This window comes from Flavobacterium sp. CBA20B-1 (genome assembly GCF_028473145.1).
In the GTDB taxonomy this organism is placed as follows: Bacteria; Bacteroidota; Bacteroidia; order Flavobacteriales; family Flavobacteriaceae; genus Flavobacterium.
Genome location: NZ_CP092370.1, coordinates 1,100,817 through 1,113,165, shown reverse-complemented (window position 1 = coordinate 1,113,165; position 12,349 = coordinate 1,100,817). Strand labels below are relative to the sequence as shown.

14 protein-coding genes are annotated in these 12,349 nt (G+C 35.5%); 10 read left to right on the top strand and 4 right to left on the bottom strand.

Features of this window, described 5'->3' with window-relative positions; all coding sequences use genetic code 11:
- From MG290_RS05555 to MG290_RS05525, 7 genes are all read left to right on the top strand, one after another.
- Nucleotides 1-552: a GNAT family N-acetyltransferase gene (locus MG290_RS05555; RefSeq protein ID WP_264562874.1), complete on the top strand. Its 552-nt coding sequence runs from the start codon at nucleotides 1-3 to the stop codon at nucleotides 550-552.
- Nucleotides 553-639: 87 nt separating this feature from the next.
- Nucleotides 640-1,029: a VOC family protein gene (locus MG290_RS05550; RefSeq protein ID WP_264562873.1), complete on the top strand. Its 390-nt coding sequence runs from the start codon at nucleotides 640-642 to the stop codon at nucleotides 1,027-1,029.
- 9 nt (nucleotides 1,030-1,038) lie between these two features.
- Nucleotides 1,039-1,410: a DoxX family membrane protein gene (locus MG290_RS05545; RefSeq protein WP_264562872.1), complete on the top strand. Its 372-nt coding sequence runs from the start codon at nucleotides 1,039-1,041 to the stop codon at nucleotides 1,408-1,410.
- A 131-nt stretch (nucleotides 1,411-1,541) separates the two neighbouring features.
- Entirely contained in the window at nucleotides 1,542-2,357 is an 816-nt protein-coding gene (locus MG290_RS05540) for a hypothetical protein (protein WP_272586266.1), read from the top strand.
- 62 nt (nucleotides 2,358-2,419) lie between these two features.
- Nucleotides 2,420-2,986, top strand: coding sequence for a DUF5715 family protein (locus tag MG290_RS05535; RefSeq protein ID WP_257498333.1), 567 nt, complete (start codon nucleotides 2,420-2,422; stop codon nucleotides 2,984-2,986).
- Between the two features lie 19 nt (nucleotides 2,987-3,005).
- Nucleotides 3,006-4,217: an NAD(P)/FAD-dependent oxidoreductase gene (locus MG290_RS05530; protein ID WP_264562870.1), complete on the top strand. Its 1,212-nt coding sequence runs from the start codon at nucleotides 3,006-3,008 to the stop codon at nucleotides 4,215-4,217.
- Between the two features lie 63 nt (nucleotides 4,218-4,280).
- Nucleotides 4,281-5,135, top strand: a complete 855-nt coding sequence (locus MG290_RS05525) for a GH25 family lysozyme (protein WP_264562869.1) — start codon at nucleotides 4,281-4,283, stop codon at nucleotides 5,133-5,135.
- A gap of 102 nt (nucleotides 5,136-5,237) precedes the next feature.
- Here MG290_RS05525 and MG290_RS05520 read toward each other — a convergent pair whose 3' ends face one another.
- The 4 genes from MG290_RS05520 to MG290_RS05505 form a co-directional block, all read right to left on the bottom strand.
- A complete protein-coding gene (locus tag MG290_RS05520) occupies nucleotides 5,238-5,624 on the bottom strand; it encodes a serine hydrolase (protein ID WP_264562868.1) in 387 nt (128 codons plus the stop codon).
- 7 nt (nucleotides 5,625-5,631) lie between these two features.
- Nucleotides 5,632-6,132: a class A beta-lactamase-related serine hydrolase gene (locus MG290_RS05515; protein WP_264562867.1), complete on the bottom strand. Its 501-nt coding sequence runs from the start codon at nucleotides 6,130-6,132 to the stop codon at nucleotides 5,632-5,634.
- Nucleotides 6,133-6,717: 585 nt separating this feature from the next.
- Nucleotides 6,718-7,821 (bottom strand): ABC transporter permease, encoded by a 1,104-nt coding sequence (locus tag MG290_RS05510; RefSeq protein ID WP_264562866.1) that lies wholly within the window; start codon nucleotides 7,819-7,821, stop codon nucleotides 6,718-6,720.
- 6 nt (nucleotides 7,822-7,827) lie between these two features.
- On the bottom strand, nucleotides 7,828-9,921 hold the full coding sequence (locus tag MG290_RS05505) for a carboxy terminal-processing peptidase (RefSeq protein WP_264562865.1): 2,094 nt from the start codon (nucleotides 9,919-9,921) through the stop codon (nucleotides 7,828-7,830).
- Between the two features lie 202 nt (nucleotides 9,922-10,123).
- On the opposite strand from MG290_RS05505, the gene surE reads away from it, so the two are divergent.
- From surE to lpxB, 3 genes are read left to right on the top strand one after another with little or no spacing between them, the layout of a single operon-like run.
- The gene (surE, locus tag MG290_RS05500; RefSeq protein WP_264562864.1) at nucleotides 10,124-10,891 is read left to right on the top strand and encodes a 5'/3'-nucleotidase SurE; all 768 of its coding nucleotides are present in this window, start codon (nucleotides 10,124-10,126) and stop codon (nucleotides 10,889-10,891) included.
- Nucleotides 10,891-11,166 (top strand): hypothetical protein, encoded by a 276-nt coding sequence (locus MG290_RS05495; RefSeq protein WP_257498353.1) that lies wholly within the window; start codon nucleotides 10,891-10,893, stop codon nucleotides 11,164-11,166. Before surE ends, MG290_RS05495 begins: the two co-directional genes overlap by 1 nt.
- Nucleotides 11,166-12,284 carry a lipid-A-disaccharide synthase gene (gene lpxB / locus MG290_RS05490; RefSeq protein WP_264562863.1) on the top strand — a complete coding sequence of 373 codons (1,119 nt, stop codon included), beginning with the start codon at nucleotides 11,166-11,168 and terminating at the stop codon, nucleotides 12,282-12,284. The genes MG290_RS05495 and lpxB overlap by 1 nt, the downstream gene beginning before the upstream one ends.
- Nucleotides 12,285-12,349: the final 65 nt, after the last annotated feature.

Sequence of the window (12,349 nt, the reverse complement as noted above, 5' to 3'; positions counted from 1 at the left end):
ATGATCACAACACCCGAAATCTCTACAGACCGACTTCTTTTAAAAGGGATTTCTCCACAATTCATCAATAATTTATTTGCTACGCAAACAAAAGAGCAAATCATGGATTTTTTAGGTATTGTAGATGAAAGCGCATTTAATCAATACAAAAAAATGCACGAAAAAGGAATGGAAACACATCGTTTGTCTCATTTTTTCTTTTTGTTGATAGAAAAAGCGAGCCAAAAGACCATTGGTGAATGTGGCTTTCACACTTGGAATACCACACACCATCGTGCAGAAGTATTTTATGCATTGCGAAACGATACTTACAAAGAAAAAGGTTTTATGAGCGAAGCTTTGCCAAAAGTGATTGCGTATGGTTTCAACGAAATGAATTTACACAGAATACAAGCTTTAATTTCAGATTGGAACACACCATCGCTAAAATTACTGCAACGTTTAAACTTTGTAAAAGAGGGTGTTTTGCGTCAGGATTATTTATTTAATGGCAATTATGAAGATTCACATTGCTACAGTTTGCTAAAATCGGAATGGGAAAATAATACCTAAAAATAATTTAAAATAAAATAAATTTCTTGTCTTATGGCAAGTGAATTGTTCTGCTATCGAAGTACTTTTGGGTATAAACAGATAAATATGGAACGTAAAAAATTCAACCCAGTTGCTTGGTTCGAAATCTATATAGAAGATATGGAACGGGCAGTGAAATTTTACGAAACGGTTTTAAACGTAAAGTTAGAAGATATGGATACTCCTGAAGGTGTTTCCATGCAGATGAAGTGTTTTCCTGGTTCCGAAGATGGTTTAGGAGCATCTGGAGCGCTTGTAAAAATGGATGGAATGAAATGCGGGGGAAACAGTACGCTGGTTTATTTTGGCTGTGAAGATTGTGCAGTAGAACAAAGCAGAGTAGTTGCCGCTGGTGGTGCTATTCATCAACCTAAATTTTCAATTGGTTCCTATGGTTTCTGTGCTATTATAGCAGATACAGAAGGCAATGCAATTGGTTTGTATTCAATGAAATAATAAATAGACATGAAAATTTTCAAGAATATAGTTTTTGCTTTGTTTGGATTGATGTTTGCCAACGCGGGTCTGGATAAATTTGTTCATTATATGCCAATACCTGAGATGGACAGCGCCATGCAAGAGATAGCAAAAGCAATGGTTGCATTAAAATGGCTATTGCCGTTGGTGGGAGCTGTTGAGCTATTAGGTGGTGTGTTGGTGTTGATACCAAAAACCAGATTGTTAGGCGCTTTAATGATTTTTCCGGTCTTGATTGGTATTCTTTGTCATAACGCAACATTTGCGCCCGAAGGTTTGGCAATTGCAGGCATTTTATTTTTTATTAATATTTGGATATTTATTGACCAAGGAAATAAATTGAAACCTTTGTTGGGTTAGGTCGTATTGCAACCACACCATTTTAAATTTTGAGGGGCGAAGAATTTTCTTTGCCTTTTTTGCTTCCCATCAAATCACAACCATCTACCAAATTCACCAATATTATATGTATCTTTAATAAAAAATAAATGATGAAAAAAAGCGTTGTTTTTATGGGATTGGTTATGGCGCTGATCATGGTGGTAGTGGTGCCGCTTTTAGCCTATTTGTTTACCCATAAAAGTTGGATAATAGATTTAACCGATAAAAATGAATTAGGTGATGCCATTGGTGGAACTACTGCTCCAATTATTGGAATTTGCAGCGTGGTTTTTACTTTTATGGCTTTTTATATTCAATATGAATTCAACAAACGCCAAAATGAAATTTTGAAACTTCAAGTAAAAATAAACATCCGTCAATCGTTAGAACCTTATTTTATCTATCTGATTGACAGCTTGAAAAAGTTTAAACTGGAAAATAATTCCAATAAAAAAATAGCCTACAATGGAGATTATATCGAACCACAAAATCAAGGTGATTTAATGAAATTGAAATACCAAGTTTCTAACGTTTTTGTAGGAATTATGGATTTTAAAGCATCACATCACACCATAAAAAATTTACAATTAAGCGACTTGTTTGTGCACGAAAAGCAAATATATTTTGATGAGCACGTGATTGATGAATATGTTTTTCATGTAAATACGGTTTTTAAATTTTTAAGCTATAATATCGAGATTGACAATGGAGAAGACAAAAATGAAATTATAGAAGAGTTTTTATTTAAGTATTTATCCAGCTTATCAATCAATGAAATTTATTTTAATAGCTATTATCTGATGATTTTTCATACCGATTTTGCCATTGCCTGTAAAAAAATCCTTTTAAAATCGATTGAGAATTTACCTGCCGATCGTAAGAAGACTTTTTTAACAGAAGTATATCATTATAAAATAGCAAAATAATTGATTTGTTTTGTTGTGATAGCATATTATTAGTACTATTTTTGTGCAAAACTAAGCCCTTCATGTATCGTATAAAATTTGTCCTGTTTTTATTGCTGTGTTCTTTTATTGCAACAGCACAAACCAAACCTTCAAAAGAATATCTTACGCATTTGAATGCTGCAAAAAGTCACAACGTGGGCTTGGTTAAAGATAAAACACACTTAAACAAATTGGTGAAGCAAGGCAAATTGGTAGCGATAAAACAGCGTGGTTACGGCTATCGTATTGATAAATTAACCCACAGTCATGCTTATTTGGTGCCTAAAGGAAGAACAGTTTTAAACGCATTGGCGCGCGATTTTGTGAAAGCTGCCGGACAAAACTTTTTTGTGGTGACTTCTTTAACGCGTACCGAAGCCGATCAAAAAAGATTGCGACGTGTAAATTCCAATGCATCTTCAAACGATAGCTCACATTCTTTTGGTGGGGCAATTGATATTTCGTATGTGCGGTTCAATCATCATTTAGGAAGCAATTCTAAATTAGAAAAACATTTAGAAACGGTATTAAAAAAATACCAGTCACAGGGAAAAATATATTTTGTGAAAGAACGCCAATCTCGTTGTTTTCATATCATTTTTAGATAATCTGTAAAAAACAATTAGTATGGATCTACATTCCGGAATGCCTTTTTGGGTGGTTTTAAACCCATTATACAATTATTATAAGCCATTAAAAACCAATATAGAAACCCATACAGTAATTATTGGTTCAGGAATCACAGGCGCATTGGTGGCTCATTCGCTTTGCAGTTTGGGAATAGATTGCGTGGTGATTGATAAACGAACAATTGCAACGGGAAGCACAGCCGCATCAACTTCGCAACTGCAATATGAAATAGATGAACCCTTGTGTGATTTAATTGAAAAAGTAGGAAAAAAAGATGCAGAAGATGCTTATAAATACTGTTTACAATCTATCACAGATATTGAAAATGTTTTTAAATCAATAGGAAAAGATCCCGATTTTGAACGCGTGCCCACTTATCTTTTAGCATCTAACCAAAAAGGAAAAAAACTATTACAAAAAGAATTTCAAGTAAGAAAAGAAGCTGGGTTGCCGGTAACATTTTTGGAAAAAGAGCCATTAAAAAACCATTTAGGTGTTGATGCCTTGGCTGCTTTGTACAACGAAACTTCGGCTCAGGTAGATTGTTACAAGGCCGCAACATATCTCTTAGATCATCATTTGCAGAATAATGAACTTCAGTTATACTCCCACACTTTAATTTCTGATTATAACGAAACCAAAAACGGTTATGAATTGGTTACTGAAAACGGAAACATCATTAACTGCAAAAATGTGGTGATTGCCGCCGGATATGAAGCCGGTACTTTTCTACCCAAAAAGGTAATGGATTTATTGTCCACCTTTGCAATTGTTTCACATCCGGTTGACGCCTCTTTCATTTGGAAAAAACGCGCTTTAATTTGGGAAACCAAAACACCTTACTTATATGTGCGAACCACAGCCGATAACCGCATTATTGTTGGGGGAGAAGACGAAGCTTACAACAATCCTGAAAAAAGAGACAAAGTGCTTACTAAAAAAACACAGATTTTAGAAAAAAAGTTTCAAAAAATGTTTCCTGAAATTCCGTTTGTAACCGATATGTCGTGGGCAGGAACTTTTAGCGCTACTAAAGATGGATTGCCGTATATTGGCTTGTATCCGGGTAAACCCAACATGTATTTTGCTTTGGGTTATGGCGGAAATGGCATCACTTTTAGTATGATTGCCGCACAAGTAATTGCCAATTTAATCAGTGGAAAACCCGATGACCGTGCACGCCTATTTGGATTCAACCGCATAAAATAGTTCCCTGAAAAGCAGTTGCTTGTTTAAAAAATATAAACGTAATTTGCAGCATAAACATTCTAAATGACAGCTGCAAAACCTAAAAAATACGTGCGTAAGAAAACAACCCGAAAACGCAAAAAAACACCGCGTTGGAAGTGGCATGTTTTAGCATACACTTTACTTATGTTGCTGTTTTTGGTTTTTCATTACCGCGACGGAATTGGCTATTTTGTGACAGATTTGTATGAACGAATTTTTAAGAAAGAAGACAGCAAAGAAGTTACCGTTCATGACATCTGCGCCATAGAAATTTTAGACAAACACAGCGATTGTTTATTTGGGTTCGATGTATCGCATTATCAATATGAGATCGATTGGAAAGAAATTGATTCACTGTATGGAAAATTTGCGGTTGATTATGTTTTTTTAAGATCTACCATGGGAATCGATGGTGTTGATACCAAGTTTACGTACAATTGGAAAAAAGCCAAAAGTAGATTATTGGTTCGCGGTGCTTATCATTACTACCGCCCTGATGAAAACAGCACGCAACAAGCCCAAAATTTTATAAAAAACACCCAGTTAGAACCAGGAGATTTTTTTCCGGTGTTGGATATTGAGGAACTTCCAAAAGAACAATCCAAAGAAAAAATGCGCGAGGGCTTGAAAAATTGGTTGCTTATTGTTGAAAAGCATTACGGCGTAAAACCCATTATTTATTCGGGTGCTAATTTTTACGAACATCATTTAAAAGAACACTTCCCGGAATATAAAATTTGGATAGCCAAATACAGTTTGTTCAGCGAAAAAATGAACGACGATTGGCATTTTTGGCAGTTTACCGATAAAGGCACCGTAAACGGCATTGAAACCAAAGTAGATTTGAATATTTTTAAAGGCGACCGCCACGATTTAAAGCAGTTTGTGATTCAGTAGAAATGTGATTTTTTTTACTATTAGATGTGAGTAAGGTTTTAAGATATTGGAAGATTCAAAACACAAACTTCAGAACGAATGATGCCTATTTGTAGATAATTTTTATTTTTTGGTGTAATAATTCCAAGTAGCTTTTGCAATGTCTGCTAGTATTTTTTCAGTAACAGCCCGCTCTTCCGTAATATTTTTTAAGTAAACAGAAAGAACGATATGATTGTCATTCGGAAGTTTAAAAATCCCCACATCATTCATAGCCGCTCTTAAATGCTCTTGATTTGTATACGATATTCCGGTTCTGTGAGCCAGTTCTGTACCTTTTGGTAGCCCAGCTTTCATCCACGTTGTTCCTCTAGAGCATTCAGCCATTATTTTATAAAGATACTTAGTTGTTTTCTTTTTTAAAATTTTTCCTGTGTGAAACTTTTCCAATAAATCTGTTGTTGCCAAGGGTGTAGAAGTGATGATATATGCGTTTTGCCATGTTTGCATTCCTTGTTCATTTAACTTTTATAGTAAAATCATTGATGCCTTGTTGATTAATAAATTGTTGAACCGTTTCTGTACCTCCAATCAATTCTAAAAGAATGTCACAACCATTGTTGTCGCTATGCGAAACCGTATATTTTAATAATTGGTCTAATGTTAAAAGCATATTTCCATTCGGATAATCGTCGCGAATTGGGCTCCATGTGTTTTCATGTAAATCTTCTTGTTTAATATAGATTTTCTGGTTTAAAGACAATTTTCCTTCATCAACCAAGTTTAGTACAGCTAATGCAATATGAAACTTAAAAACACTCATCAAAGAACCATTCAAATTTCCGTTAATGCTCAAAGAGTCTTTACTTTTTATGTTTTTTATAGAAATACCGATGGTTGCATTTTTGGTGGCAATAATATTTTTTAACTCTTGTTGAAGTTCCATATTTTTTTGAGCAAATGATGGAACAGATAAAAAGTAAATGCCCAAGCAAATGATTGATAAAATTTTGTTCATAAATTCATGCTGTTTTAAAAGCTTACTTTTGTTTTTTATTGTTGCTTAGAGTTGGTAGGTTTTGCCCTTTTTTTGTTGTCTTTAATGAACTTCTTTATTTATTTAACGCACGGATTGCACTCGAGGCTTTAGCCGACTGAACGAAGTTAAATCCGCGCGATCGGGTTCTGTTGCTTTATACTTTGTTGACATACTACATTTTTATTTCAATTCAATGAATTTTTACGCACGGATTGCAAATCCGCGCGATCGGGTATAATCTGGAGCGCTACTATATTTAAAATCTTCGGGTCTAAAAACGATTCCTTCTTCAACCGGATTATTATGTATGTAATCTATTTTTTTGTTGAATTACTTTATTACTCCATAATTCAATTGGTTTATTGTCTTGCCTACAAAATTGATAATTGGTTGTATTAGTACGTTTTTCGGCTTCTTTCTTAAAATAGTCTAACAAAAACTCTTTTCTGCTTTCTCTCGGATTTTCTTGTATTGCTTTTATTACGTTTCTACTTGTAAACCTCTTAAAATCTCCTAATAAGAGTTCCCAGATGGCGCGGATTTGTAATCCGTGATAATAAAAACCTACCCCTTCACATCCAATGCATCGCGCAGTGCGTTGCCAATCATCATAAAAGCAACAACCACCATACACATTGCCAATCCGGGGATCAATGCTAAATGTGGTTTACCCAAAATAATGTAGTTATAGTGTTCTTTAATCATGCCGCCCCAACTTGGCACGGGTACTTGTGCACCCAAACCTAAAAAGCTTAAACCACTTTCTACCAGAATTGCCGATGCAAAATTGGCTGCCGAAATCACAATAACCGGTGCCATGATGTTGGGAATAATGTGTTTAAAAATAATGCGCATGTCAGAGAAACCCAGCGCACGTGCTGCGGTTACATACTGCATTTGTTTTACGCTCATTACTTGCCCGCGAACCACTCGGGCTACTTCTACCCACATGGTTAAACCAACAGCAATAAAAACTTGCCAAAATCCTTTGCCAAGGGCCAATGTAATGGCAATAACCAACAAAAGGGTAGGGATAGACCAGATTACGTTGATTAACCATAGAATAAAGGCATCGTTTTTTCCACCGAAATAGCCTGCAACAGCTCCCAATGAAATGCCAATAATCAAGGAAATAAAAACGGCTACAAAACCAATTGCCAATGAAACACGTGCGCCAACAAGCAATCTGCTTAAATAATCGCGTCCTTGGTTATCGGTACCCAGCCAATATTTTTTGGTTTGAATATGGTTTTCTTCAATCAATTGATGATTGGTTGTAGGGAAGTGGTTTGTGAGTATATACTTTGTTTGAGAGGTGGCAGGATCGATCGAAAATTCATTGTAATAAAGCGTATCGCCTTTAAATTGATACGACAGTATGGGGATAAACTGCTCTTTTATGGCTTTGCCGGTAAAAAAATCAAATACCGATGTTTTGGCAGTTTTTTGCAGTGGAATGTTGATGATTTGCACGGTGAAACCCGGTTTTTGGGTACTGATTGACACATCGCCATTGTTTGCATTTATGGTGTTGTCGGGTGCAATCACATACGCAAAAAGGGCTATGAACGTTAAAATTACGATAAAGGCTAATGAAAAAACGCCCCAAGAATTTCGTTTGAATTTTTGGAGCGCTTTTTTATTTGCCGCAACAAATTTTTTAAACACTTTGCGTTATTTTTTAAGAGTCTTTATATCATTTAAAACATTTACAGCTTCTTCTACATACACATCGTTGTTTAAGTTTTTAAACCAACGCTTGCGTTTGTTTTGCAACACGCTATCGTTTTTAACCAACGCTTCTTCGTGGGGCAACGATTTAAAGATTAAACTGTTTTTATAGTCTTTCAAGGCATTGAATTTTTTAGAATGCTCTTCTAATTGTTTCGATTTTTCTAAATAATCTTCATATTTCAGCGGAAACGTATTGTCTTCCTGTTGTGCTTTAACCCATTTAGCGCTTTCGTCAATCAGTTTAAATTCTTTGTTTGCTGCAATTCGTTTTTTGCTTCTATCAATCACCGGCGCAAATTTATAGTCAAAAATAGTGTATTTTGCTTTTGCAATTTTATCCCATTCCATGGCATTGTCGTTATCGCGTTCGCCTGTATCCACATACAAGAAACGGTCTGGTAAAATAATATCGCTTTCCACACCTTGTAATTGGGTAGATCCGCCGTTTACGCGATAAAACTTTTGACTTGTGAATTTCATGGCACCCAAATCGCCAATTTTCTTGTTGCCAAATCGGTTTAAATCTAATAAATTTTGAACAGTTCCTTTGCCAAATGAATGTTTAGAACCCAAAATCAATCCGCGGTTATAATCTTGAATGGCAGCTGCGAAAATTTCAGAAGCCGATGCCGAGTAATTATTGATTAAAACCACCAACGGGCCAGTCCATTGTGTTTTGTTGTCACGGTCGTAGAGCACATCGCTTTCGCCAGATTTTGCTTTTACCTGCACGACCGGTCCTTGCGGAATAAACAAGCCAAACATATCAACCACCGTTTGTAGCGAACCACCACCGTTGTTTCTTAAATCGATAATGATTCCTTCCACTTTTTGTTCTTTTAAATAATCCAGTTCCTTGGCAACATCTTTAAAAGCATCGCGGTTTTCTTTATTTTCAAAATTGATATAAAATTTAGGCAGATGAATCATTCCGTATTTACCTTCGGGTGTTTCAATAACCGATGATTTTGCAAAAGTGTCTTCAATTTCGAATTTATCACGAACAATCGCAATTACCTTTACGTTGCCATCTACTTTTTTCACGGTTAATTTTACCACTGTGCCTTTTTTGCCCTTGATCATTTTAACCACTTTGTCTAAACGCATTCCGGTAATATCTACCGGTTCTTCATCGCCTTGGGCTACTTTTAAAATAATATCGCCATTTTCCAATTCGCCTTGTCGCATTGCAGGACCTCCCGGAATTATTTCGGTAATTTCGGTATTTTGATCTTTTTTGCGAAGCTGTGCACCAATTCCTTCCATAGAACCTGCCATACTTTCGTCGAACTTCTTTTTATCATCCGGAGCCAGATAGTTCGTATGCGGATCAAATTGCTCTAAAATGGTATTGATATAGACCGACAACCATTCTTCACGAGAAATCTCTTCGAAAAATTCAAAAAATTCGTTCAGTGATTTTAAAGTTGTTTCACGCGATTCTTTTTCCAATTCGGCAAAGTTTTTATTTGGTTCTTTGCCAATAGAATCGTTTTCTTGAAGCTTCATTTTGTCTTCAATGCTCGATAAAACATTTAGTTTTAACTGTTTGCGCCAGCGTTCTTTAAGCTCTTCTTTGGTTTTTGCAAACGGTTGTTTTTCATAATCGATATCGATAGATTCTGTTACGGTGAAATCTAATGGTTTGGATAAGATTTCTTTGTAATAGATTTTAGCTTCTTTTATGCGCGATTGAAAAACCGGATAACTTTCGTTGAAAAAAGTAATGCGCTGTTCTTTAAACTGGTCGTCTAAATCGTTTTTGTATTTCTCAAAACCATCGATATCACTTTGAAGAAGGTAGCGTTTATTACCGTCGATTACTTTTAAATAATTATTGTAAACCTTTTCAGAAAAGGCATTGTTCAAATCGGCAGGGTGGTAGTGTGCATTGGTCAACACAAAATTCAAAACTCCCATTAAAAACGCTTCTTTTTCCGGATCAGGCGTATTTGCCTTTTTAGAAGGCATAAAACTCCATAGTGCTGCAGCCAGCGCCACAACAAGTATTAATACTTTATAATTTCTTTTCATAAATTGCCAAATAGCAGTCATCAATAAATTTTCAACTAAAGTAAATAAAATCTGTGTATAAAAACTACTAAAGCTTAAATAAAATTTTGTTAACAATTATACGCCCTTTGGTATTATGCACGGATTTTTGATTAAAATGATTACTTTTACAAGAATTAATTGAGAAGGATTTTAACAACCAACAAAGCAAATTATCAATCCAATGAAAAAGCCGTTGATTTTAGTTACAAACGATGATGGAATAACCGCTCCGGGCATTCGCACCCTAATCAGTGTTATGAAAGAAATTGGGCAAGTGATTGTAGTAGCACCAGACAGTCCGCAATCTGGGATGGGACATGCCATTACCGTAAATAACACCCTTTTTTTGGAACAGGTTTATATTGATAAAGACGGAATTAAAGAATTTGCTTGTTCAGGAACTCCGGTTGATTGTGTGAAAATTGCGATAGACCAAATCATCAAAGCAAAACCCGACATTTGTGTTTCAGGAATCAATCATGGATCCAATTCGGCGTCGAACGTGATTTATTCTGGAACCATGTCTGCTGCGGTAGAGGCAGGTATGAGTGGTGTTCCAGCCATTGGGTTTTCGTTAGGCGATTTTAGTTGGAATGCCGATTTTGAGCCTATTAAGAAATTTGTGAAACAAATCACCGAAGAAACCATTAAGAATGGTTTGCCAGAAGGTGTGGTTTTAAATGTGAACTTTCCTAAATTGGCAGAAAAGAACATTAAAGGCATAAAAATTTGCCGACAAGCAAAAGCTACTTGGGTAGAAAAGTTTGATGAACGCGTTAATCCGCACGGAAAAAAATATTATTGGCTCACCGGCACATTTGTAAACCACGACAAAGGCAATGATACAGATGAATGGGCGTTGGCAAACGGATACATTGCGGTGGTGCCTATACAATACGATTTAACTGCATACCACGCCATGCAGCAACTAAACACATGGGAATTATAATGAATAAGTTTTTAAAATTTTTATTGGGAACATTTGTAGCATTGCTGCTTTCGTTCGTTTTTGGATGCATTCTATTTCGCTTATTTACAGGGATGAATCCGTTGCAAGAAATGGTGATTTTTAGCATGAGTAGTGTAGCTTCTAAAGCATTTTCTTTAGGATCGATACCCAATATTGCCCTTTTTTACTTTTTTCTGAATCGGGAAAACTATTTTAGTGCTCGAGGTGTGATTTTTTCATTCATTATAATAGGTTTCTATATTATTTTAGGGTAATGAAATATTATATTATTGCAGGCGAAGCATCGGGCGATTTGCATGGTGCCAATTTAATGAAAGCCCTTTACAAAGCAGAACCCAATGCCGAAGTACGTTTTTGGGGCGGCGATTTAATGCAACAAGTAGGTGGCACTTTGGTGAAACATTACAAAGATTTGGCTTTTATGGGCTTTGCAGAAGTGCTGGCTAATTTAAGAACCATTCTGAAAAATATTGCGCTTTGCAAAAAAGATATTGCCACTTTTAAACCCGATGTGCTTATTTTTATTGATTATCCAGGGTTTAATATGCGTATTGCAAAATGGGCAAAAAAGCAAGGTTTCAGCACTCATTATTATATTTCTCCCCAAATTTGGGCATGGAAAGAAAACCGAATTAAAGCAATAAAACGCGATGTGGACCACATGTACACTATTTTGCCTTTTGAAAAAGATTTTTACGAACAAAGACATCAATATAAGGTGCATTATGTGGGGCATCCGCTTTTAGATGCTATTGAGCAATTTAAAAAAAATGAAGCGATAGATTTTCGAGCAAAACATCAGTTAGACAATCGCCCAATCATTGCTTTATTACCCGGAAGTAGAACACAAGAAATTTCGCGCTTGCTTATTGAAATGTTGCGTATTGTAAATGATTATCCTCAGTTTCAATTTGTGATTGCGGGTGCGCCAAGTTTAAGTATCGAATTTTACAAGCGGTTTATTAATCAAGAAAACGTAAAACTTATTTTAAACGATACTTATAATTTACTGAACTATGCCTATGCAGCCTTGGTAACTTCGGGTACAGCCACTTTAGAAACTGCTTTGTTTCATGTACCGCAAGTAGTGGTTTACAAAGGAAATGAACTATCGTACCAAATTGCAAAGCGAATTATTAAATTGAAATATATTTCGTTGGTAAATTTAATTATGGATGAGGAAATTGTTACCGAATTGATTCAAAACAACTGCAATACAGCTACCATAAAAAAAGAATTTGATAAAGTTATTAACAATCCTAAAAGAGATGAAATGCTTGCAAAGTACCGTGAATTAAGTGAAAGATTAGGAGGGGGTGGTGCAAGTGAGCGAGTTATCAACATAATTAAGAAAACTTTAAGAGTTGTTTAAGAAGGTTAAGAAAATTAAATCGCCTATATTTGTGATACACCAAAGCAAAGATTATAAATTCTATT